The organism is Pseudoalteromonas sp. SG43-8 (assembly GCF_014164245.1).
Classification (GTDB): Bacteria; Pseudomonadota; Gammaproteobacteria; order Enterobacterales; family Alteromonadaceae; genus Pseudoalteromonas; species Pseudoalteromonas distincta.
Genome location: NZ_JACJEX010000014.1, coordinates 20,469 through 44,060, shown reverse-complemented (window position 1 = coordinate 44,060; position 23,592 = coordinate 20,469). Strand labels below are relative to the sequence as shown.

18 protein-coding genes are annotated in these 23,592 nt (G+C 39.6%); 10 read left to right on the top strand and 8 right to left on the bottom strand.

The features are described 5' to 3' along the window. Nucleotides 1–2 precede the first annotated feature (2 nt). From polA to H5122_RS17655, 3 genes are all read left to right on the top strand, one after another. Nucleotides 3–2,738, top strand: a complete 2,736-nt coding sequence (gene polA / locus H5122_RS17665) for a DNA polymerase I (protein ID WP_002959914.1) — start codon at nt 3–5, stop codon at nt 2,736–2,738. A 490-nt stretch (nt 2,739–3,228) separates the two neighbouring features. Next, complete coding sequence (locus tag H5122_RS17660) at nt 3,229–3,816, top strand: YceI family protein (RefSeq protein WP_024605301.1); 588 nt, start codon at nt 3,229–3,231, stop codon at nt 3,814–3,816. Further along, nucleotides 3,813–4,331, top strand: a complete 519-nt coding sequence (locus H5122_RS17655) for a DUF1285 domain-containing protein (RefSeq protein ID WP_182682806.1) — start codon at nt 3,813–3,815, stop codon at nt 4,329–4,331. The genes H5122_RS17660 and H5122_RS17655 overlap by 4 nt, the downstream gene beginning before the upstream one ends. A 9-nt stretch (nt 4,332–4,340) precedes the next feature. Here the strand turns inward: H5122_RS17655 and yihA are convergent, their stop codons facing one another. Beyond that, on the bottom strand, nt 4,341–5,009 hold the full coding sequence (gene yihA / locus H5122_RS17650) for a ribosome biogenesis GTP-binding protein YihA/YsxC (protein ID WP_182682807.1): 669 nt from the start codon (nt 5,007–5,009) through the stop codon (nt 4,341–4,343). A gap of 281 nt (nt 5,010–5,290) precedes the next feature. On the opposite strand from yihA, the gene H5122_RS17645 reads away from it, so the two are divergent. From H5122_RS17645 to H5122_RS17635, 3 genes are all read left to right on the top strand, one after another. Further along, a complete protein-coding gene (locus H5122_RS17645; protein ID WP_182682808.1) occupies nt 5,291–5,923 on the top strand; it encodes a cytochrome c in 633 nt (210 codons plus the stop codon). Nucleotides 5,924–6,675: 752 nt separating this feature from the next. Next, nucleotides 6,676–7,260, top strand: a complete 585-nt coding sequence (gene yihI / locus H5122_RS17640; RefSeq protein WP_002959924.1) for a Der GTPase-activating protein YihI — start codon at nt 6,676–6,678, stop codon at nt 7,258–7,260. A gap of 12 nt (nt 7,261–7,272) precedes the next feature. Then, complete coding sequence (locus tag H5122_RS17635; RefSeq protein WP_002959926.1) at nt 7,273–7,788, top strand: DUF2489 domain-containing protein; 516 nt, start codon at nt 7,273–7,275, stop codon at nt 7,786–7,788. A gap of 76 nt (nt 7,789–7,864) precedes the next feature. Here H5122_RS17635 and hemN read toward each other — a convergent pair whose 3' ends face one another. Continuing rightward, nucleotides 7,865–9,238, bottom strand: a complete 1,374-nt coding sequence (gene hemN, locus H5122_RS17630) for an oxygen-independent coproporphyrinogen III oxidase (protein WP_182682809.1) — start codon at nt 9,236–9,238, stop codon at nt 7,865–7,867. 123 nt (nt 9,239–9,361) lie between these two features. Then, entirely contained in the window at nt 9,362–9,895 is a 534-nt protein-coding gene (gene yjgA / locus H5122_RS17625) for a ribosome biogenesis factor YjgA (RefSeq protein WP_002959930.1), read from the bottom strand. Nucleotides 9,896–10,039: 144 nt separating this feature from the next. Here yjgA and pmbA point away from each other — a divergent pair, with 144 nt between their 5' ends. From pmbA to H5122_RS17610, 3 genes are all read left to right on the top strand, one after another. Beyond that, on the top strand, nt 10,040–11,389 hold the full coding sequence (pmbA, locus tag H5122_RS17620; RefSeq protein WP_182682810.1) for a metalloprotease PmbA: 1,350 nt from the start codon (nt 10,040–10,042) through the stop codon (nt 11,387–11,389). A 72-nt stretch (nt 11,390–11,461) separates the two neighbouring features. Further along, a complete protein-coding gene (locus H5122_RS17615; RefSeq protein WP_002959934.1) occupies nt 11,462–11,941 on the top strand; it encodes a DUF721 domain-containing protein in 480 nt (159 codons plus the stop codon). 422 nt (nt 11,942–12,363) lie between these two features. Beyond that, nucleotides 12,364–14,439 carry a M13 family metallopeptidase gene (locus H5122_RS17610; RefSeq protein ID WP_182682811.1) on the top strand — a complete coding sequence of 692 codons (2,076 nt, stop codon included), beginning with the start codon at nt 12,364–12,366 and terminating at the stop codon, nt 14,437–14,439. A gap of 36 nt (nt 14,440–14,475) precedes the next feature. Here H5122_RS17610 and H5122_RS17605 read toward each other — a convergent pair whose 3' ends face one another. The 4 genes from H5122_RS17605 to H5122_RS17590 all read right to left on the bottom strand — a co-directional run bounded on the left by H5122_RS17605 (nt 14,476) and on the right by H5122_RS17590 (nt 21,173). Then, nucleotides 14,476–15,576 carry a phosphotransferase enzyme family protein gene (locus H5122_RS17605; RefSeq protein WP_182682812.1) on the bottom strand — a complete coding sequence of 367 codons (1,101 nt, stop codon included), beginning with the start codon at nt 15,574–15,576 and terminating at the stop codon, nt 14,476–14,478. A 22-nt stretch (nt 15,577–15,598) separates the two neighbouring features. Next, entirely contained in the window at nt 15,599–15,997 is a 399-nt protein-coding gene (gene mutT / locus H5122_RS17600) for an 8-oxo-dGTP diphosphatase MutT (protein WP_007582062.1), read from the bottom strand. Between the two features lie 68 nt (nt 15,998–16,065). Then, nucleotides 16,066–18,774: a preprotein translocase subunit SecA gene (gene secA, locus H5122_RS17595; protein WP_039485905.1), complete on the bottom strand. Its 2,709-nt coding sequence runs from the start codon at nt 18,772–18,774 to the stop codon at nt 16,066–16,068. 371 nt (nt 18,775–19,145) lie between these two features. Next, a complete protein-coding gene (locus H5122_RS17590) occupies nt 19,146–21,173 on the bottom strand; it encodes a methyl-accepting chemotaxis protein (protein ID WP_182682813.1) in 2,028 nt (675 codons plus the stop codon). Nucleotides 21,174–21,289: 116 nt separating this feature from the next. Between H5122_RS17590 and H5122_RS17585 the strand changes: the two genes are divergently transcribed. Continuing rightward, nucleotides 21,290–22,060, top strand: a complete 771-nt coding sequence (locus H5122_RS17585; protein ID WP_182682814.1) for an NADP-binding protein — start codon at nt 21,290–21,292, stop codon at nt 22,058–22,060. Here the strand turns inward: H5122_RS17585 and hutH are convergent. Then, a complete protein-coding gene (gene hutH / locus H5122_RS17580; RefSeq protein WP_182197460.1) occupies nt 22,057–23,592 on the bottom strand; it encodes a histidine ammonia-lyase in 1,536 nt (511 codons plus the stop codon). The two genes, H5122_RS17585 and hutH, sit on opposite strands and share 4 nt — an antisense overlap.

Here is a 23,592-nt window from a genome sequence, read left to right as displayed (position 1 = left end):
CCATGGCTCAGATCCCCGAAAACCCACTTATTTTAGTTGATGGCTCGTCATACTTATTTCGTGCTTATCATTCTCCGCCGCATTTAACTAATTCTAAAGGTGAGGCTACGGGCGCTATTTATGGCGTGATCAACATGCTTAAAAGCTTGATCAGACAATATGATCCTTCACACATGGTGGTTATATTTGATGCTAAAGGCAAAACGTTCCGTAACGATATGTATAGCGAATATAAGGCAAATCGCCCGCCGATGCCGGATGACTTACGTACGCAAATAGCACCAATACATAGCATTATCAAAGCGATGGGTTTTCCGCTAATTAGTATCGAAGGCGTTGAAGCTGATGATGTTATTGGCACATTTGCACGCATTGCAACTGAGCAAAAACGGCATGTCCTTGTCTCCACTGGTGATAAAGATATGGCGCAACTTGTAAATGAACACGTTACATTAATAAACACGATGACCGACAGTATTTCAGACCCTGTTACCGTAGTTGAAAAGTTTGGTGTAGGCCCCGAACTTATTATCGATTACTTGGCACTAATGGGCGATAAGGTCGATAATATCCCAGGTGTTGAAGGCTGTGGTCCAAAAACGGCCGTTAAGTGGTTAGAGAAATATGGCTCGTTGCAAGGTGTAATGGATCACGCAAGTGAGATTAAGGGTAAAATAGGTGAAAAGTTAGCTGCAGCTCTCGATCATCTGCCTTTAAGCTACGAGCTTGCAACAATTAAGTGCGATGTTGAAGTTGAATCTGATCTTGATACGTTCAAATTACAAGAGCCAAATAAAGACGAATTAATTGCACTATATGGTGAGTGCGAATTTCGTCGTTGGTTAGCTGAGTTACTAGATAACCCTAAAGATGCAGAAACACATCTAGCTGTACCTACCGAAGCCACTGAATTACCAAAAGTAGAAGATGCTCATTACGAAACTATTTTAACGCAAGCGCAATTTGATACGTTAATAGAGCAATTAAATAGTGCCGAGTTATTTGCATTTGATACAGAAACTACCAGCCTTGATTATATGAAAGCGCAATTAGTGGGTATGAGTTTTGCCGTAAAAGCGGGTGAAGCTGTGTATTTACCTCTAGCGCATGACTACCCGGGTGCGCCTGAGCAACTAAGTCTTGAATTTGTAATGCAAAAGCTAGGTCCAATTTTGGCCGATGAAAACAAAGCTAAAGTAGGGCAAAACCTTAAATACGACAAAAGTGTATTAGCGAATGCAGGTTTTGCGCTAAACGGTATTAAGTTTGACACCATGCTTGAGTCATACGTATTTAATAGTGTGGGTACACGCCACGATATGGACTCACTAGCACTTAAATACCTAGGTCATAAAAATATTAGCTTTGAAGATATTGCTGGCAAAGGTAAAAAGCAACTTACCTTTAACCAAATTGAACTTGAAAAAGCTGCGCCTTACGCTGCAGAAGATGCCGATATTACTTTGCGCCTACATGAAGTGCTTTGGCCAAAAATAGCGGCTGATGAAAAGCTAAAATCGGTATTTGAAGATATAGAAATGCCACTTGTTAGTGTGATTTCTGATATTGAACGAACCGGCGTTGCAATAGATAGTAATATGCTTGCAGCACACAGTATGCGTTTAGGCGAGCGTTTAATTGAGCTTGAAAAAGAAGCATTTGAAATAGCAGGCGAACCATTTAATTTAAGCTCTCCTAAGCAACTACAAGTACTGTTGTTTGAAAAGCTTGGCTTGCCTATTATCAAAAAAACACCTAAAGGTGCACCTTCTACCGCAGAAGAAGTATTGCAAGAGCTTGCTCATGATTATCCACTACCTAAAGTAATTATAGAGCATCGTGGTTTATCAAAGCTTAAATCAACTTATACCGATAAATTACCATTAATGGTGAATGAGAAAACCCAGCGTGTACATACGTCTTATCATCAGGCAATTACAGCAACGGGGCGCTTGAGTTCAACCGATCCTAATTTACAAAATATTCCTATTCGTTCAGAAGAAGGGCGTCGAATTCGTGAAGCGTTTATAGCTGCAGATGGTTATAAAATTGTCGCTGCCGATTACAGCCAAATTGAGCTGCGTATTATGGCGCACCTTTCACAAGACAAAGGTCTATTAAATGCATTTGCTAACGGCTTAGATGTACACAGTGCAACTGCCGCTGAAGTATTTGGTGTAGAGCTTGATGATGTAACTACCGATATGCGCCGCAAGGCGAAAGCAGTAAACTTTGGCTTAATTTACGGTATGTCGGCATTTGGTTTAGCACGTCAACTAGATGTGCCACGCCATGAAGCGCAGCATTACATAGATAAGTACTTTGAGCGTTTTCCGGGTGTATTAGAGTACATGGAAACAACACGTGAAAAAGCGGCTGAAAATGGCTATGTTGAAACAATATTTGGTCGCCGCCTACATTTGCCGGAAATAAACGCACGTAATGGCGCGCGCAGAAAAGGAGCCGAACGTGCTGCTATTAATGCGCCAATGCAAGGTACTGCTGCTGATATTATTAAAAAGGCAATGCTGAGCGTTAACCGCTGGGTACACGAACAAGCGCCAAATACGATTAAGTTACTTATGCAAGTACACGATGAATTGGTATTTGAAATTAAAACAGACTGCGCACCTGAATATACAAAACATATTTGTGAGCTGATGTCGCAAGCTGCAGCGCTTGATGTGCCGCTTATTGTTGAAGCCGACGAAGGTGACAACTGGGAACAAGCCCATTAATGCAATTTGAGCATTTTAATTAAAGCGCCTTTTGGCGCTTTTTTTATGTTTAATAAAAAGGGCGAATAACAGCTATTTAATTAGCTATATGCAAGCTTTAGTTAAAATAAGGTTAATTTAAGCAACTATTTGTATTAAATAGTTATATGTTCGTCAATTCGAGCTGTTTTACAGGAATATGATTGTATTTTAATGCGTGCTTTTGTTAAAGTCCCGCCTGTCCTATCCTGTAGGACATCCTGTTGATGATGCATCTGAAAGGGTGCAACAAATTGATAGCTTCTCCCCAGTTTGCTATACCGGCCTACCAACTTGTTTGGTGGGCCGTTTTTTGTTTTATGCCTAAAAATCCTATCTAATTAATTCTTTTTTGCGCTATACCAATTGTATTGTTCATTCGTCACTTCGAGGTGGTTTGGGTACATCGCAGGTGATACCATCGAAGTGCTATCATTTTTATTCTTTTCATTTTATTACTAAGGAGTGCGTTATGTTTAAAGCATTAGCTATTGCAGGTTTTTCTTTATCAAGTTTAGTTATTTCTAATGTTGCTCAGGCCAATTGGCAGCTAGTGAATGATAAAAGCCAACTAAGCTTTGTTTCAATTAAAAAAGATTCGATTGCTGAAGCTCACCATTTTACTAACCTTGAAGGTATGCTTTCTGATAAAGGAGAGTTTAGCGTTAATGTTGATTTAACATCAGCCGAAACTCTAATCCCTATTCGTAATGAGCGTTTAGCTACATTTTTATTCGAAGCGGCTAAATTCCCCAATGCTGTTTTAACTGCAAATTTAACTAAAGAGCTAAGTAATATCAAAAAGCCTGGTCAATATGTATTGAAGGGTATTAAAGCTGAGCTTGATTTTCATGGTAATAAAAAACCATTGGCAATTGATGTACTCGTTAACAGCACGCAAAGTGGTGATTTAACGGTATCATCATTAACACCTATTATTATTAATAGTGATGATTTTGGTGTAACCGAAGGCGTTAAAAAGCTGCAAGAGTTAGCGGGCTTGCCTTCAATTGCCACAGCTGTGCCTGTTACATTTGCAATAACACTTAAAAAGCAGTGATTTCTTTAAGTGAGCTTAGCAAGCGATTAAGCAAGCCAAACAAACCTTTTGATAGTTGGCAGCCTAACCATTGTGGGGAGCTGCCAATTGTTATTAATAATGAAGGGAAATGGTTTTACGATGGCAGCGAAATAACACGCCCAGCCATGGTGAAGCTGTTTGCTTCTGTATTGTGTAAAGAAGATGAGCAATTTTATTTAAAAACCCCTGTCGAAAAAATAACAATAACGGTTGAAGATGCGCCGTTTATTATTGTTGATTGGCTTTTTGAAAATACAGCGCAAGGGCAAGTGTTGTGTTGTATTGATAATTTAGCTAGGCAGTGGCTAGTGAGCGCTCAGCAGCCCTTGCATATAAAAGACTACAATGGTTCAAAGGTGCCTTATTTAAAGCTACCGTATGGTTGTAGTGCGCGAGTTTCACGCAGTGTATTTTATCAGTGGGCTGAAAAAGCCGAGTTTGATAAGCTCGGCTATTTTATTAAATCTGCAGGAAAGCAGTTTTATTTATCGTAACGCCAGCGTTTAAGTCTCTGGGTTTGTTTCGTCTGTGATTGTTTCATCGGTAGGTGGTACAGCAATAATAGGACCTAAAAACCATTCATCTAGCTTTTTAGCTACTTCTGGTAAACCGGTGCCTTTTAATGATGAAAACGCATGAACTGTAATATCGCCATCAAGCGTGCTTAATTCACGACGAACTTGCAGTACTTGTGATTTACGAGGGCCTTGCTTTAGTTTGTCGGCTTTAGTTAATAGTGCCAATACTGGAATTTCACTACCAATTGCCCAGTTAATCAAATCACGGTCTAAATCTTTTAATGGATGACGAATATCCATTAAAATAACAATACCTTTTAAGCTTTGACGCTTTTGCAGATATTCACCTAACGACTTTTGCCATTTCTTTTTCATTTCGATTGGTACTTTAGCAAAGCCATAGCCTGGTAAATCGATAAGGCGCATATCGTCAACATCCGCTAAATCGAATGTATTGATTAGCTGAGTACGTCCAGGTGTTTTACTTGTACGTGCTAGCTTCTGATCGGTTAATGCATTTAATGCACTCGACTTACCTGCATTGGAGCGACCGGCAAACGCAACTTCAATTCCCGTATCAGCAGGTAATTTAGTAATGTCGGGAGCGCTTGTTACGAAAGACGCAGTATTATATTTGATACGAGATTTGAGCACAGGCTCTCCTAAAACTTAAAAAAATAACATTGAGTAAACCAAATTCACTCAGGGCGCGTATTTTATACTATAAAGGATGTATTAAAAAGCGTATTTAACCACCTAAAAACAGCACCTATGGTACATTTAAAACATGTTAAAGCTTAATCTAAGTCAAAACCCTGTAAATTATAAGCTTAATATGTGTAGAAAACGTGCCAGAGAATTTATTATCGTGTAGAATATATGTATTACAACATCACGATTGTAGATGATACAGGGTCGGAAACAGAGAATTCACCATGAAAAAAATAGCACTATCTTTAACAATATTGCTTGGTGCGTTGTCAGCAAGCAACGCAACAGCATTTGATGGCGATGTAAACGCAGGTAAAGAAAAATCAGCAACGTGTGCGGCTTGTCACGGCCCAGACGGTAATGCGCCGGTTAATATTTACCCTAAAATTGCAGGTCAACATCCAGATTATATCCTTAAGCAACTTCAGGATTTAAAATTAGGTATGACGTCAGGCGGCAAAGAAGGGCGTATGGATCCAGTAATGAGCGCTATGGCTATGCCACTTAGCGAGCAAGACATGAAGGATCTAGCTGCTTATTTTTCTTCAATCAACATGACTGAAGGTGCTACACCTAAAGATGTTGTTGAAGTTGGCGAAATGCTCTTTAAAGCAGGCGATGCGGAGCGTGGGATTCCATCATGTGCAGCATGTCATGGTCCACGTGGTAACGGTTCATCACTTGCTAAGTTTCCAAAAATTTCTTTTCAGCATCCTGGATATATCAAGTCTCAACTTGAAAAATTCCGTGATGGAACTCGTCACAATGACTTAAATGGCATGATGGGCGATATAGCGAAGAAATTAACAGATAAAGATATTGAAGTACTTTCTCAGTACTTAGGTGGTTTACACTAAAGTCGTATTTATTTAGCAATTAATAATAAATACACTACAATGTTTTACAAAAAGCAGCCTAGGCTGCTTTTTTTGTGTGCAAAATTAACGATATCACCCGTTTAAATGTAAGACATTGACCATGCGTTAGTGTGAGAAAAGTCTTCTTTTTATTTTTTATTCATCATTAACCTATTGTATTTTATTGTTTATTTTGTTTTAAAATGTAATAAGTATAATAAAAGTTATATAAACCAGTTGTAACAAAATCATTAACGAGTAAATTAACCACTGTCGCAAAAGAACAATAACAAAACGGAAACAAGCTATAAGGAAAGTGGCGCGGCATGACTACATAGCACAAGATTGGTGCTACTAAAGGAAATAATAAAAAAGTGTCAGGATGACCGAAAATAATAAATACTCATGGAAGTTTAATAACAAAAACAAAATGGAATGTAACAAGGAACGTAAAAATAATAACAATACGGACTGATAATAATAAAAATAATAAAGACTAAAAAAAGTCGAAGGGAGAAGTGTCCAGATAATGGCGCTCAGATTAGCAGGCGGTAGAGATGTTTTCTCTACCGCCTTTTTATTTGTCCTGTTACAATACCCACCGTTTAAAATTAGCGATTAATTAGCTAAGGCGCTTTTAAATGAGAAACCCAACCTCTATAGCGCAAACTGAATTCTTCTGGCTAGGCCAGCACTGCGATGCCCATTAATTTGCGCTTCGCTCAAAACCTCTTAAGTGAGATGATCAAGATATGAGTAGAACTAAAAAGTCACGCAAAAGCCCAGCAAACGGACCTGTTCGTTTAAGCCAAGATAAGCTTAAAGAAATGCGCGCATTAAAAGAGCAGCGAGTTAAAAAAACCAAAGGCGCAAAGCCCGGTTCTCGTAATGCGCCAGATTTACTAGATAGCGAAAGCCAAAATAGTAATCACGCGCCTAAAGATAAGCGTGTAGGCAGTAAAAAGCCTGTGCCGTTAATCGCAACCGCGCCGGAGCCTAAAGTTGAAATGAAACGCAACTTAAAGCCAACTATTGAGCTGAAAAAAGTAATCGAGCCTGAATTTACACCTGAACAAGAGCTAGAAGCACTTGAGAATGATGAACGTTTACTTAAATTAGTAGAGCGTCATGAAAAAGGTGAAATGCTAACAGGTAAAGATGCTAAGTACTTTAATAGTCGCATTGCCCGTCATCAGGCGTTATGTGAAATTCTTGGTATTGAAGATGAGGACGAAGACGAGTTTGAAGATGACCTTGAAAGCCAAGGCAATTCTGATTTCGATCAATACTTATCTGATGATTTAGCCAACGAATGGTTAGATGAAGACGATAAATAGTAAGGATAAATAATGAGTACCTCGGTAATTTTAGCCTTACTTTTAGGCGCTGCTATCATAGCTGGTTTGGCATTTTATGCGGGTCAGTTGCTGTATAAGTTAAATGCGCAAAAAAAGTTAATTGCTAAAACGCAGGCTGAACAAAAGCAAAAGCTTGAAAAGTCGCGTTTAAAGCGAAACGCAAAACTAGCCGATAGTATTCATTTAATCGCACGTGCAATGAATGAAGAGCAGTGTGAGTTTTCTGAAGGCTGTTTACGTATTTGGGTACTTATGTCTCAGTATGCCTTTGAAAGCGAGCGTGATTTAACGACGCAGTATCCTGGTATTTATAAAATGTATCAGGTAGTTAAAGAAATGCCGACGCACGATGCACGTAAAAAATACTCTAAAAAAGAGATTTTTAAGCTAGATAAGGCTCGCTGGCAAGCTGAAAAAACACTTAAAGATGAAGTTAAAGCGGATTGCGCTAAAATTATCATCGAGTTTAAAGCCGCTCCAGGTAGCGATAAAGTCGTTTTTAATTAAAGCTACAACTTAAATACAAAAAGCAGACCTAGGTCTGCTTTTTTTGTGTCGATGTATTTATTATCCAGAGTTCAGGCTAAATCACTCTTGAAAAGCGCGTTGCGTTAATTTGTTTTTGTAAGTGAGCATCGAAGCACATACAAATAATACGAATGAATAAGTTACCGCGTGGTGTTACGCTAATTTTATTATCAATTATAGTTACTAGTTCATCTTTTATAAGTGGCGCCAGCGCTACTAATGCATCCTCAAAGTAGTCATTAAATATAAGCGCGTGTTTTTCACTAAAGCCTTGTATATCTAATTCAAATTGGCAAATGAGCTGTTTAATTGCATCAGCACGAGTTACATCATCATGTGTTAAGTGCATTCCTTTATTAAGAGCACTGCCGCTTTGTGTTTCTAAGCTGTGGTAATAATGTTTTAATTCTTTTTGATTTTGTAAAATGGCGGTGCCAATTTGTGAAATTGATGACACGCCTAAACCTAATAAATCACAATTTCCATGGGTTGTATAACCTTGAAAGTTACGATGTAACTTGCCTTCATTTTGCGCAACAGCTAGTTCATTATCAGTTTTTGCAAAATGGTCCATACCAATAAATTGATAGCCTGCTTGCGTCATCTGCTCCAGCGTATTTTTAAACATGGTGAGCTTATTATGAGCACTGGGTAAATCTGCATCTTTAATCTTACGCTGTGCAGCAAAGCGCTCTGGTAAATGCGCGTAGTTAAACACTGATACTCTGTCAGGGCTTAGCTCAATGAGTTGCTCTATAGTTTGTTTAAAGCTTTGTGGTGTTTGCAGAGGAAGCCCGTAAATCATATCTGCATTAATAGATTGAAATCCCAGCTCGCGAGCTTGTGTAATTAATTGCTTAACGGTATCTGCATTTTGCGGGCGATTAACAGCAAGTTGCACGTCATCGTTAAAGTCTTGAATCCCAAACGAGACGCGGTTAAAGCCAAGCATCCTTAAATCAACAAGCATATTATCGGCAAGTGAGCGTGGGTCTATTTCAATGCCGCGCTCTGTCGTGCGTGTAAAATTAAAGTGCTGCTCTAAAAGCTTAATTAAACGGGTCATTTGTTTTGCGGTTAAAAAGGTGGGAGTACCGCCACCTAAATGTAATTGCTCAACCGTGTAGCTTTTAAATAAAGGCGCTTGGGCAGTAATTTCTTTTGCTAAAAAGTCGAGATACGTATCTGCCTTAGATTGATGACGGGTAATTATTTTATTACAGCCACAGTAGTAGCAAAGCTGACTACAAAACGGGATGTGAATATATAAAGAAAGAGAGCGACTTGTTGACGATTCTATAGCGCTTAGTAGGTCTTGTTGCTGATATCCGTCACGCAGTGATAAAGCCGTGGGATAAGAGGTATAACGCGGACCAGACACATTATATTTGTTTATTAGGGTTTCATCCCATTGTGGAAGTTTAATCATCACGCGCACCTAAGTATTTATTTAGGAGGGATTATAAAAAAGTACTCAGGAAGGCGGTTTGATCTATAACAAAAAAGGTGCCGAAGCACCTTTTTTAATAAAATATAACTTAATACGACCTAATTAATACGTAATAGTATGAGCATCTTTAAGGTATTGAAATAATTCTTTATAACCTTTACCTGGCTTTTCAGCTTTCGCTTCTTTTGCTGCATTACGAACTAATTGGCGCATCTGTTGACGATCAAGAGATGGAAACTGCTCAATAGTCTCATTGATAAGGTCATCACCTTGCTCAATTAAATCTGAACGTAATTGCTCAATTTTTTTGACCAATACTTCAGCTTGGTTATTTTTATTAAGCATCACATCGATAATCGCTTTAATATCATCAATGTTTTCTACAGTACGCAGTGTTTTAGCGATGTAATTTAAGTGGCGGCGGTACGCGTCGCTTTTGTTACTTATTTTATCAGCAACAACCATCGCTTCTTTTAAATCGTCATTTAATGGCAGGCGTTCGCGCTGTTTTTTACCCATTTTGGCAATTTCAGTACCTAACTGATGAAACTCTTGCGCTTCGCGTTTAAGCTCCGTTCTTGATACATATTCAATTTCTTCTTCAATTTCAGCAGGCTTGCCTTTTTTCTTTGCCATGGGGTGCTCTTAAATAAAAATAACTTTTGCCATTATACATGAATATGATACTTAGGAATATTAGCTGATGTGATGCATTGAGTGTGTTAGCATTTAAATATAAGAAATGCGTGCATTATGCCTCTAAGGCTCAGGACTTAATTTATGAAAAGCCAACAAAACGATCCAATTTATTCTCAAATATCGCAAGTTAAAGATGCGGTAGCAGAAGTACTCGAACATGCTAAAAAATTAGGCGCTACAGCTGCAGAAGCTGCGATGTCTAGCACGTCTGGTTTATCGGTTAGTACACGAATGGGTGAAGTAGAAACCATTGAGTTCAACCAAGACGGCGGCTTAGGCATTAGTGTATATGTTGGTAATAATAAAGGCTCGGCGTCAACTGCTGATTTAAATCCAAAAACATTGCGCACGGTAGTCGAAAAAGCGATTGATATAGCCAAATTTACATCTGATGACCCATTTAACGGCGTTGCTGATAAAGAGTTACTTGAATTTAATCCTAAAGATTTAGATTTATATCATCCTTGGGATGTAAGTCCTGAGGAAGGCATTGAGCTTTGTCATGCTGCTGAGCAAGCTGCATTAAATGCAGATGAGCGCATTGTTAACTCTGATGGTGCGAGTTTTTCATCGCATCAGGGATTACGTGTTTATGGTAACAGCCACGGTTTAATTGCAGGCTTTCCACGTACGCGCCATAGTATTAGTACTATGGTAATAGGTAAAGATGGCGAACACATGCAGCGCGACTCTGCTTATACAGTTGCTCGCGATCAGGCTGGTTTAAATGATGCGGCGGCAGTGGGTCTTGAAGCGGCAGCTGAAACCTTAGCTAAATTAAACAGCCAAAAGTTAGGCACAATGAAAGTGCCTGTTATTTTTAGAGCAGATATTGCAAATTCATTGTTTGGTCACTTGGTGTCGGCAATTGGTGGTGGCGCGCTTTATCGTAAATCAAGTTTTTTACTTGATAGCTTAGGCACTCAGGTATTTAGTAATTGTGTGAATATTGCTGAGCGCCCACATATTTTAAAAGGGTTGGCATCGTCACCGTTTGATAGCGAAGGTGTTAAAACATTCGATAGAGAAATAATTCAAGGCGGCGAGTTACAAACTTATTTATTAGCAAGTTATGCTGCGCGTAAAATGAACATGACCCCAACAGGGCATGCGGGCGGTATACATAACTGGCTCGTTGAGCAAACTCATAACGATTTAACTGCACTATTAAAAACCATGGGTACTGGCTTATTAGTTACAGAGCTAATGGGGCAGGGCGTAAATACCGTAACGGGTGACTACTCTCGTGGTGCTGCAGGTTTTTGGGTTAAGAATGGTGAAATTCAATATCCGGTAAGTGAAATTACTATTGCTGGTAATTTAAAAGACATGTTTAAAGGTATTTCTGCCATTGGTGGTGATATAGAACGCCGTGGTGGTATTCAAACAGGCTCAGTACTAATAGAGCAAATGCAAATAGCCGGCGCGTAGTATTAATACGCAGTGTATACTTAGACCCAGAGTATTATCTCTGGGTCTAAGTGAGTTTTTACGAGGTGTAAAATGGCTAAAGATAGATATGCACCAAAACCGCTAACCGATATTATGGCGGGGTTAAATAATCGTTTATCGGCTTATGCAGGCAAAAGCCAAGCACTTGATACACAGCAAACACTATTAAAAGATTTTTTAGGCCCTAAATTGGGTGATAAATGCAGAGTTAGTAATTACCGAGACGGCACGCTAATGATAGAGGCGGTATCTGCGCCTATCGCACTTAGGCTTAATTATTTAAAAATGGATATGCTTTCACACTTTAGAGCTGCTGGAATGGCAGAGCTCGGGCAAATAAAAATAACTGCAAATCCTCAAGCAACTCAGCGATTAAGTACCGCGAATAAATCGGGCAGCCCTACAGTTACCAACTCACGGAAAATGAGTGAGCAAACCGCTAATTACTTAAATGCGATAGCGGCTTCTGCCCCCCCTTCATTAAAAGAAAAACTAGAGCGTTTAGCGCTCCACGGAAAGAATAAAAGTTAGCCTTAGCCACCCACTATATTGTTATTGGTAGGGCTATTTTTGCAGCTCACCGCATTCAAAATACTTTGTTACATATTCCATTTTATTGTTGGTCTAATGAGGTTTATGATACTGCGTGGTGTGCTTTATTATTTAAAGCTCCCTTGATACCCATTCCATTAAGTAAAAGCGTACAGGCAGTGCTATTTTTACTCCTGCTATATTCAAGAATTTAATGGAGTTGGTATGTGATACCAACCTGCATAAATCTTTGATCAATTTAACGAATTAAATTGCACTATAACGTCGTTAAAAATTTTTTATTTAGAACAACTAGATACAAAAACTTTTGCCTAGTTCTAGCGTAATTTTCTTAACGTTAAATAGACCCCATGCATAAGCAGATTGGTATGATTTAATTCTAACTAACAAACGGAATCATTATGAACAAAGTAACAATGGCCGCTGCGAGCATAGCGCTTGCACTTGGTCTAGTAGGTTGTGGTGAAAAACAACAAGAAGCTAAAGTAACCGATACTCCTGTAGTAACAGCACCCGCTGAAAAGCCACTAGAGCTTGGTATTGAACTAGCGAATATGGATAGTTCAGTACGCGCACAAGACGATTTTTATTATCATGTAAATGGACAGTGGTTAGCAAAAACTGAAATACCAGGTGATAAGTCTAACTACGGTTCTTTTTCGCAGCTATATGATGAGTCACAAAAAGCGATGAAAATTGCCCTTGAAAACGCAGCCGCGAATAAGGCCGCTAAAAAAGGCAGTGATGAGTATAAAATTGGCGCATTTTATAAAAGCTACATGAATCAATCTGCGCGTAATGAGCTAGGTATTACGCCATTACAACCGTCATTAGATACGATTGATAGCGTTAAATCTAAAGCTGACTTAGTGGGTTTAATGGCTAAAATTCAAAAACAAGGCGGCACTTTACCGTTTGGTTGGTTTGTAAATAACGATGCTAAAAACTCGAGCGAGTATGCATTGTATTTATCTCAGTCGGGTCTTGGTTTACCAGATCGTGATTATTACTTAAATGATGACGAAAAATTCACTAAAATTCGTGCTTCTTACGAGCAATACATCACAGATGTTTTAGCAAAATCAGGCGTTAAAAATGCAGCAGAAGCTGCCAAGAGCGTACTTGCATTTGAAAAAACACTAGCTGATGCTCAGTGGAGCCGTGTGCAAAGCCGTGATGCAACTAAATCTTATAACAAGATGACAGTAGCTGACGCAAGCAAGTTGATGGGCGACCTTGATTTAGCTGCATTCTTTAAAGATGCAGGTGTGAGTGCAAGTGATATTATTGTACGTCAACCAAGCTACTTAGAAGCACTTGCTACTATTTACAAAGACACTGATTTAGCGACGTGGAAAAACTACTTAAAATTTCATTTTGTAAGTGGTTATGCAGAGCTACTTAGCGAAGATTTAGTTAACCTTAACTTTGACTTTTACAGCACAACACTTCGTGGCGTAGAGGAACAAGCACCTCTTTGGAAGCAAGCGGTTGATGCATCTAACAGTGTACTTGGTGAGATTTTAGGTAAGGTATACGTTAAAGATAACTTCCCCCCAGAAGCGAAAGCACGCATGGAAGAGTTAGTTGATAACGTAATTAAAGGTTATGGCGTTGCTATCGAAAATCTTGAGTGGATGAGCCCTGAAACAAAGCTTGCAGCGAAAGAAAAATTAGACAAATTTACGCCTAAGATTGGTTACCCAGACACGTGGAAAGATTACTCAGAGCTAGAGATTAACTCAGACGAGCTAGTAGGTAATTACATCCGTTATAGCGAATGGGCATACGCAGACATGATTGCTAAATTGGGTAAACCAGTTGATCGCTCTGAATGGCACATGACTCCGCAAACAGTAAATGCGTATTACAACCCAGTAAACAATGAAATTGTATTTCCAGCCGCTATATTACAACCACCATTCTTTAATTTAGAAGCGGATGATGCTGTAAACTACGGCGCAATTGGCGCGGTAATTGGGCATGAGCTGGGTCACGGTTTTGACGACCAAGGTGCTAAATACGACGGTGACGGTAACTTACGTAACTGGTGGAGTGAGACTGACCTTAAGCAATTTGAAGAGCGTACAGCGGCTTTAGTTGCACAGTATAACGAATATAAACCGTTTGAAGATGCAAGTGTTAATGGTGAGCTAACGCTTGGCGAAAACATTGGTGACTTAGGTGGTTTAACCGTTGCGCATAAAGCGTATATGCTATCTTTAGGTGATAAAAAAGCACCCGTGATAGATGGTTACACAGGCGATCAACGCTTCTTTATGGGTTGGTCACAAATCTGGCGTCGTAACTACCGCGATGAAGAGTTACGTAATCGTTTATTAACAGACCCTCATTCACCAAGTCACTACCGTGTAATCGGTATCTTGTCGAACATGCCTGAGTTTTACGAAGCGTTTGACGTAAAAGAAGGTGATAAAATGTATATCAAACCAGAAGATCGCGTAAAAATCTGGTAATTGCATTGCTATAAATAACAAAAAACCAGTAAGTTTTTAGCTTACTGGTTTTTTTGTATCTTGAATTTGTTTATCGACTAAGCACGCGTGCATCCATTCTTCGTTACTCAGTATGTTTTTATAAAGCGCGAGTTGGTTTTGTGCTCGCTTTAAATTATGCTCTGCATGAGCTACTTTAAAGTACACATCGTTATTTAAGTAATCAGTTAAAAAGCGCACACTTAACATGAGTGGCATTATTTTAGCGCCTAATAATAAGCTTTCTTGCTCTAGTATACTCATGCTGCTTTTTAATGGCGTTACATAGCCTTTAACAATGGCTGAAAATATATCTTTTCGAATAACAACGTTGTGTAAGTTTGTTGAATCCTCGGCTTCGGGGGAGCAAAATGTACGTACCATGTCGCCAAAGTCATAAAGCCAAAGTCCTGCCATGCAGGTGTCTAAATCAATAACTGCTTTTGCTTTGTGAGTTGTATTACAAAACAGCATATTATTTATTTTTGTATCGTTATGACACACCCTAAGGGGTATGTGTTTAGCTACCTGACTAAGCTCAGTAATTAAATGCTGCTGCGTTAAGCAATACTCTATTTCACCATTGCAGTGCTTTACTCTATTAACTACGTTGTTAGTGATTGCGGTATCTAATTGCTCAAAGCGCATCGCTAAGTTATGAAAATCAGGAATTACAGTGTGTAGCTGTTGCGCATCAAAATCTTGTAATGCATGAGTAAATACGCCAAAGGCGTAAGCCGCTTGCTCGCTCTGCTGGGTATTTTTAACAACGTCTTCGCTGTAGCTACCGCTAATATAGTTAAGGACGCGATAATACGCATTATCAATTTTTATTAAGTGTTCGTCGCTTTGTGTCGCTATATGTTTGATTATTTCAAGCGGGTAATTATTTTGCAGTTGTTTAGCATTTAAATGCTGCTCAATTAGTTTTGCGTTACTCACTAACTGAGCAGGGTTTTTAAATACCTCAGTATTTAGTTTTTGCACAATAAACTGTTTATCAATACTTGTAAGTAGCCATGTACTATTTATATGACCGCTACCAATCGCACTAACTTGAGTTAACTCAGTGGGCAGTGCTAACAGTTCGCTTAGCTTATTTTGTATTGAGATATTCATTGTGCTCACTTATGCCCTTTTTTTATGCGTATCGGGCAACTATTTTTTCGATAATTTCAGCATTCGCTTCAGGAAAATCATAATTTTCTAATTCACTAATTGCTACCCATTCGCTAGGTTGCCCTTCAGCGCCATGTGCCTCACCGCTAAAGTTACTTACTACGTGTACATCTAATTTAACGCATTTATCGCCGTAGTCATGTTCAATCACCATCAATTGGCTAGAGCTGTGAATGGTTAGTCCAACTTCTTCAATAAGCTCGCGTTTAAGTGCAACAAACACACTTTCTCCAGCTTCGACTTTACCACCAGGAAATTCCCATAAACCGCCTTGATGTTGTTCATCTGCACGTTTACAAATGAATATAGCGTTATTTTTCTTAATAACACCAACAGCTACATGTACAATTTCTATAGTCATTACTTTAAAACTCCATAAAAAAAAGCGACGCTAGCGCCGCTTTTTAATAAGCTACTGACAATATTGGGTTATTTTAATTTACCGCAACACTGTTTGAATTTTTGACCTGATTTACAAGGGCAAGGGTCATTACGACCTACTTTTGGTTCTGTACGAGCCATTACTGTCGCTGTTTCTGGCGCTTCGCCACCTACGTGCTCAGCTTCTTCATGTTGGTATTCGCGAGGAGCATTTTCACTTTTACGGTGTTGCTCTTCTACTTTTTCAACATCTTCTTCTGCGCGTACTTGTACTTTACTTAGAATGCTTACAACATCTACTTTCAAGTTTTCAAGCATTTCGGAGAACAGCTCAAACGATTCACGCTTGTACTCTTGCTTAGGATTCTTTTGCGCGTAACCACGTAAATGAATACCTTGGCGTAAATGATCCATTGCAGCAAGATGATCTTTCCAATGCTGATCAAGGCTCTGTAGCATAATCGCTTTTTCGAATTGACGTAAAACAGAATCGCCAACTTGCTCTTCTTTTTGCTTGTATGACTGCTCAACCGCCTGCTCAATACGCTCACGAAGTTTTTCTTCGTATAGTTTATTGTCATCTGCTAACCACTGAGTAATAGGTAACTCAATTAAGAAGTCTTGTTTTAAACGCTCTTCAAGGCCAGGAATGTCCCACATTTCAGCAAGGCTTTGCGGTGCAATGTACTGATCAATTGTATTGCTAAGTACGTCACCACGAATTGCAGTAATAGTTTCTGAAATATCGCCTTCTTCAAGTAGTTCGTTACGCTGAGAGTAAACAACACGACGTTGATCGTTTGCTACATCATCGTACTCAAGTAGTTGCTTACGTACATCAAAGTTACGTGCTTCTACTTTACGCTGTGCATTTTCAATCGCACGGTTTACCCATGGATGTTCAATTGCTTCACCGCGTTGCATACCGAGTTTACGCATCATGTTAGTCATGCGCTCACCGGCAAATATACGCATTAACGCATCGTCCATCGATAAGTAAAAACGGCTTGAACCAGCATCACCTTGACGACCAGAGCGACCACGTAATTGGTTATCTATACGACGAGATTCGTGACGTTCAGTACCTATGATATGTAAACCGCCGGCATCAATTACTGCATCATGGCGAATTTTCCAAGCTGCTTTAATTTCAGCAATTTGCTCATCAGTTGGGTTTTCAAGTTTTTCAACTTCACTGTTCCAGTTACCACCAAGCACGATATCGGTACCACGACCGGCCATGTTTGTTGCAATTGTTACTGTCCCTGGTAGGCCAGCATCTGAAACGATGTCAGCTTCTTGCGCATGAAATTTAGCATTAAGTACGTTGTGCTTAATTTTTTCTTTGCGTAAAAACTGCGATAAATACTCAGAACTTTCAATTGAAATAGTACCAACAAGCACCGGTTGTCCACGGTCTTGGCAGTCTTTAATATCAATTAAAATAGCTTCGTATTTTTCTTCTTGCGTTAGGTAAACTAAATCGGCGCGATCATCACGAATCATCGGCTTATTAGTTGGCATAACAACAGTATCAAGGCCATAAATAGACTGAAATTCAAATGCTTCAGTATCGGCTGTACCTGTCATACCTGCTAACGTTTCGTATAAACGGAAGTAGTTTTGGAACGTAATAGAGGCAAGTGTTTGGTTCTCGTTTTGAATTTTTACACCTTCTTTTGCTTCAACAGCTTGGTGTAAACCTTCTGACCAACGACGACCTTCCATTGAACGACCAGTATGCTCATCGATAATAATTACTTCGTTTTCTTTTACAACGTAATCAACATCTTTTTGGTATAGCTTATGAGCACGAAGGGCGGCATAAACATGGCTTAGTAGCGTAATGCTTGCTGCTGAATAAAGCGAATCGCCTTCTTCAATTAAGCCGCGCTCAGTAAGTAGCTCTTCTACTTTAATTTGACCACGTTCTGTTAAATGAACTTGCTTAGACTTTTCATCAATCGTGTAATCGCCATCGCCTTCAATACCTTCTTCGTCTTCTTTTTCTTGAAGCTCAAGTAAAGGAACGATGGTGTTTATTTCAGTGTATAGCTCAGAGCTATCCTCAGCTGGGCCTGAAATAATCAGCGGGGTACGTGCTTCATCTATTAAGATTGAATCCACTTCATCGACTACAGCATAGAATAATGGACGTTGAACTCGTTCATCAATGCTAAAAGCCATGTTGTCACGAAGGTAGTCAAAACCAAATTCGTTATTAGTACCGTATGTAATGTCGGCAGTATAAGCGAGCTTCTTTTGCTGCGGCATCATACCTGGTACGTTACAGCCTACTGTAAGGCCTAAAAATTCAAATAACGCACGGTTGGTTTCAGCATCACGTTTAGCAAGGTAGTCATTCACGGTAATTACGTGAACACCTTTGCCTGTTAAGCCGTTTAGATAAGCTGGTAGAGTAGCTGTAAGTGTTTTACCTTCACCGGTACGCATTTCTGCAATGCGACCTTGATGTAAAACCATACCACCTAATAACTGCACGTCGAAATGACGCATGCCATTTACACGCTTTGACGCTTCACGTACCACAGCAAAAGCCTCTGGTAGAATGTCGTCAAGGCTTTGTCCGTTATCGTAACGTTCTCTAAACTCAGCTGTTTTAGCTCTTAAATCTTCATCAGAAAGCGCTTCAAGTTGCGTTTCTAGCGCATTGATTAGCGCGACCGTCTTTCTTAAGTTTTTAATAGTGCGGTCATTGCGACTACCAAAAAGCTTGGTAAATAAATTAGATATCATGATAAAACCGTTACAATGTATTCTTTGTCAGCCGAGTATCGGCTAACCCATTTTTAACAATTGGTAATTAATATGTGCTTTTAAGTAACACTTAGAACATATTAATTAGCAATTTTGTATTAAACCGTTCAAAAAGCACTGTTTATTACGTGCGCTACTATACCAGACTCTGCCAAACAACAAACTATCTCAATAAAAAGATCGGTGTATAAAATCGAAAAATTTGATCTGGTTCGTAAAAATCACTTTGTATTACTCAATTACAGTAAAAATAGCAGCGAACTGTAAAGATATGGTGCTAAATAAATTAAAAACAAGGGTTATAGTTGCGCTTAAGTTTTACGCTTAAACACAACTATTAAATACAAGTTTTATAATTTAAATTGATTAACCGTTTTGTTAAGCGCCGCAGCTAAATCACTTAAGTCACGAGCTTCGTCAGCGAGGGTGTGCGCATGGTCAGCGGTACTGTTCACTAAGTTATTAATTGCCGAAAGGCTCGTATTAATATCCTCAGCAACAACAGTTTGCTCCTCGGTAGATGTGGCTATTTGATGACTTTGGTCTTGTACTTTAGTAACCGACTGCGCAATATTGTGAAGTGAGCTAAGCACTTCTTTAGTTTGAAGCACTGAGCCCTCGGTTTGATCTTGTCCTTGTTGCATCATTACTGAGGCTTGTTGAGCTATTTGCTGCAAGCGCGAAATCATATTTCGAATATCGTCTGTTGATTCTTGTGTGCGACTTGCTAGTGAACGTACTTCATCAGCAACAACAGCAAAGCCTCTACCGTGTTCACCGGCACGAGCAGCCTCTATAGCCGCATTAAGTGCAAGTAAGTTGGTTTGATCAGCAATGGAATTAATTACATCGACTAATGCACCAATGTTATTACTTTCTTGCTCAAGACCTGCAACCACTTTAGATGCTTCGCCAATATGTAATGCCAGTTCAGTCATTACTGTTTGCGCCTGTGTAGAACGGCTAGCTCCTTCAGCTGTAATTGCTTGTACTTCTTCAGCTGCGTTATTTGTGTGTTGTGCGTTACGTGATATTTCAAGCACAGTAGTCGCCATTTCAGTTACCGCTGCGCTCACGCTATCAACTTGCTGCTTCTCTTGCTGAATTTCAGAATTTGTTTTCTCAGAAACACTTCTTAGCTGGGCCGCTGCATTACTTAGTTGTTCTGCTTGCGCTGCGGTATCAAGCATCATGGCGTGCAACTTATCAATAAAAGTGTTCATGTGGTTGGCCAGCTGTCCCACTTCATCTTGACTATTAATATAAATTTTTTGAGTAAGATCGCCTTCGCCCGATGCTATATCACGCATAATGTGCGTAAGCGTTGTAATGGGTTTTGAAATCATGTGGGTAGCCCATAAAATCATGGCTAATATAATGATTAAGATAATAATTACCGCCGTTGTTGTAGCGGTTACTGCAGCATTTACGGGCTCTTCAATCATAGTAGTTGGGATAAGTAGACCTACATACCAATCTATATAAGGCTGCTCTAGCTGCAGACGATGGTAAACCACATAAAACTGCTCACCTTTAAAAGTAACCATTTGGCTGCCTTCAAGGTTATTTCGCATTTGTGTATTTAACTCTTTAAAGCCTGCTGTATTTGTAAATTGTTGCTCAAGCGCATCGAGCCCTTCTTTACCGTTTGCACCTTCATCTGTAATTGAAAGTTTATGCCCAGTGGCCTTTGAAAAATGAACTACTTTTTGATTACCATCGAGTAAAAATCCATAACCTTGGCCGTTAAAGCGAATATTTTCGACCATGTCGTTAATTTTGTTTAATTGTAAATCAACACCGCCCATACCAATGAGTTTTCGCTGAGCGTTATAAACAGGTTGTTGTACTACTGCGGATGCTACGCCTGTGGTTAAATCAACAGAGATTGGACCTACGTAAAGCTTGTTAACTTGCATGGCTTCTTGCCACCACCCACGCTTGTAAGCGTAATAAGGCTGGCCGTTGTAGTGACTTGTACGCTCGTTTTCTTTAAAGTATTCACCGGTGGTTGCTGAGGCAAAAAAGGCCGATAAAATGTTTTCGTCATTTGAGCTTAAACGCACAAAGTCTTGGTTTACTTCGTTGTAACCTGGCGCGCTTTCGAGTGCTTGATCGCGTGTATCCCAATTTTCAAAAAAGTTGATTAAATGTGGGTTATTAACAAAGGTTGATACCATTTTACCGTACATCGCGAAGTAACTTTGCATTGAAAGTTGCTCGGTCTGTAGATAACTTTGTGCTTCGTTTTCTATGTTTTCTCTAGAGAGATTGGCAATGTGTTTAACAAAAAATGTTGAGGCGATAATTAGTAAAACGGTAATTGTTCCACCAATCAATAATAATATTTTCTTCCGTAATGATAAATTATTTAGCATGAGTACACATATTTTTATTATTTATGAAATTATATCTAATCATATCTTACTTAAAATCTCTATAAAGTTAGATAGAAAGAACTAATTATGCGTTTAAAATAAAGGCTTATACAAAAATGACAAATAAAAGTAATAAATTAGTAGTATTAGGTGCAGGCTGGTTAGGACATGCTTTATGCGTAAGTGCACAAAAAGCTGACTGGCAAGTACAAGGAACGCATAGAACAGATATACACGAGTTTGACTTTGAGCGTCAGTTTACACTTGAAGATGGACAATTAAGGCATCAAGTTGATTTACAAGGTGCTTATTGGGTATGTGCTATTCCACCACGTAGCAGGCACAGTGAAAGTAATTATCCTGAAACACTCACCGCAGCGCTTAAGCTTTCAAAGGAGCTAAACGCAAAGGGCTTTTTATTGTGCTCATCAACCGGGGTGTACGATCAAGAGCCTGGTGTATATAGTGAAAGTAGCGATATTTCATGCACAAACGAGCGCCAAATAAAGCTTTACGAAGCTGAAGAGCAAGTGCTTGAGCAAGATGGCAAAATACTTCGTTTAGCTGGCTTACTAGGGCCTAATAGAGAACCGGGGCGTTTTGTGGCAGGTAAAGAGCTCAATACATCAAGTGAGCAAGTGGTAAATATGGTGCATCAACAAGATGTAATTAATGCTATTTTTGCGGTGATAGAGCACTGGCAAGTAGGGCAAAATATTTATAATGTGGTTAATCCTGCGCACCCCACAAAAGCTGAATACTACGCTATGAAGTGTCAGCAACATGGTGGTGAAATGCCAACGTTTACAGGAACTGATTCGGCTGAGCGAAAAATATTAGGCTCAGCCATTGAAGCCTTAGGGTTTAGCTATCAGCACGGTATTTAATATGCTGAAGGCAGGGGACTGCTCTCTATAAAGTCGCATAGCTTACCTTCACTTAGTAATGTATTAGCAGCTTCGATATCGGGAGCAAAGTAGCGGTCTTTATCATAATAACTTACATGCTCGCGTAACAATGCTTTAGCGCTTTGCACTTTATCTGATGGTTCAAGCGGCTTTCTAAATTCTAGCCCTTGAACCGATGCTAACCATTCTATTGCCAAAACACCTTGGGTATTATTGGCCATTTCATCTAAGCGCCTTGCTGCAAAGGTTGCCATAGAAACATGATCTTCTTGATTTGCAGATGTAGGCAAGCTATCAACCGAAGCCGGATGCGCTAATGATTTGTTTTCTGATGCAAGCGCTGCTGCGGTAACTTGGGCAATCATAAATCCAGAATTTACCCCGCCGTTTTCAACTAGAAATGGCGGCAATTTGGATAGGTTTGAATCGATAAGTAATGCAATTCGCCTTTCTGCTAATGCGCCAATTTCGGCAATTGCGATTGCTAAGTTGTCAGCGGCCATTGCAACGGGCTCTGCATGAAAGTTTCCTCCCGATATTATGTCGCCTACATCGGCAAAAACTAGCGGATTATCGGTTACACCGTTCGACTCGCATAGCAATACTTCTGCGGCTTGGCGTATCTGAGTTAGGCAAGCACCTAGCACTTGAGGCTGGCAGCGAAGGCAGTATGGATCTTGTACTTTTTCACAATTGACGTGGGAGTTACTAATTTGAGAGTGCGTATCGAGTAGCTCTCTAAATACTTGAGCGGTGTCTATTTGTCCGCGCTGTCCGCGAATTTCATGAATACGTGCATCAAATGGCGCGCGACTGCCCATTGCAGCTTCTATGCTTATTGATCCGATAACGCAGCTTTGTGCATATAGGTTCTCGCTTCTAAATAGGCCTTGTAGTGCAAACGCAGTCGACGCTTGTGTGCCATTTAATAATGCTAAGCCTTCTTTGGCTGCAAGGGTAAGGGGTTCAAGTCCCGCTATTTTTAACCCTTGTGCTGCGCTAATTATTTCTCCTTTATGTCGCATTTGACCTTCAGCTAATAAAGGTAGACACATATGCGCAAGAGGGGCTAAATCTCCCGATGCCCCCACGGAGCCTTTTTTAGGCACGCATGGATATACTTCGCTACTAAGCAGCTGCATAAAAAATTGGATTACTTGCAGGCGAATGCCCGAATAGCCACGTGAAAGCGAGTTTACTTTTAAGGTGATCATTAACCTTACTGTGCTGTCATCCATGTATTCGCCAATACCCGCAGCGTGTGAAAGCACAATGGAGCGCTGTAATAATTCAAGTTGGTCGTCGGCAATTTTAGTATTGGCTAATAATCCAAAGCCGGTGTTAATTCCATATACAGTGCGGTGTTCATTAATAACATTTTGAACGGTTTGCGCGCTGGCTGCTATTTGCGACTCGGCATGCTTTGCAAGGCTTAACTTTACCGGTGAATTATTAATTTTTCTTAGTGTGTTTAAATCAAGTGATCCGGGTGTGAGAGTAAGTTCGAACAT

What these genes read in the sequence shown, in the direction of transcription:
- H5122_RS17645 (WP_182682808.1), top strand. Translation starts at nt 5,291, where the DNA reads ATGAAAAAAATAGCACTATCTTTAACAATATTGCTTGGTGCGTTGTCA.
- H5122_RS17635 (WP_002959926.1), top strand. Translation starts at nt 7,273, where the DNA reads ATGAGTACCTCGGTAATTTTAGCCTTACTTTTAGGCGCTGCTATCATA.
- hemN (WP_182682809.1), bottom strand. Translation starts at nt 9,238, where the DNA reads ATGATTAAACTTCCACAATGGGATGAAACCCTAATAAACAAATATAAT.
- H5122_RS17615 (WP_002959934.1), top strand. Translation starts at nt 11,462, where the DNA reads ATGGCTAAAGATAGATATGCACCAAAACCGCTAACCGATATTATGGCG.
- H5122_RS17590 (WP_182682813.1), bottom strand. Translation starts at nt 21,173, where the DNA reads ATGCTAAATAATTTATCATTACGGAAGAAAATATTATTATTGATTGGT.
- H5122_RS17605 (WP_182682812.1), bottom strand. Translation starts at nt 15,576, where the DNA reads ATGAATATCTCAATACAAAATAAGCTAAGCGAACTGTTAGCACTGCCC.
- yihI (WP_002959924.1), top strand. Translation starts at nt 6,676, where the DNA reads ATGAGTAGAACTAAAAAGTCACGCAAAAGCCCAGCAAACGGACCTGTT.
- pmbA (WP_182682810.1), top strand. Translation starts at nt 10,040, where the DNA reads ATGAAAAGCCAACAAAACGATCCAATTTATTCTCAAATATCGCAAGTT.
- polA (WP_002959914.1), top strand. Translation starts at nt 3, where the DNA reads ATGGCTCAGATCCCCGAAAACCCACTTATTTTAGTTGATGGCTCGTCA.
- H5122_RS17585 (WP_182682814.1), top strand. Translation starts at nt 21,290, where the DNA reads ATGACAAATAAAAGTAATAAATTAGTAGTATTAGGTGCAGGCTGGTTA.
- secA (WP_039485905.1), bottom strand. Translation starts at nt 18,774, where the DNA reads ATGATATCTAATTTATTTACCAAGCTTTTTGGTAGTCGCAATGACCGC.
- H5122_RS17610 (WP_182682811.1), top strand. Translation starts at nt 12,364, where the DNA reads ATGAACAAAGTAACAATGGCCGCTGCGAGCATAGCGCTTGCACTTGGT.
- mutT (WP_007582062.1), bottom strand. Translation starts at nt 15,997, where the DNA reads ATGACTATAGAAATTGTACATGTAGCTGTTGGTGTTATTAAGAAAAAT.
- H5122_RS17660 (WP_024605301.1), top strand. Translation starts at nt 3,229, where the DNA reads ATGTTTAAAGCATTAGCTATTGCAGGTTTTTCTTTATCAAGTTTAGTT.
- hutH (WP_182197460.1), bottom strand. Translation starts at nt 23,592, where the DNA reads ATGTTCGAACTTACTCTCACACCCGGATCACTTGATTTAAACACACTA.
- yjgA (WP_002959930.1), bottom strand. Translation starts at nt 9,895, where the DNA reads ATGGCAAAGAAAAAAGGCAAGCCTGCTGAAATTGAAGAAGAAATTGAA.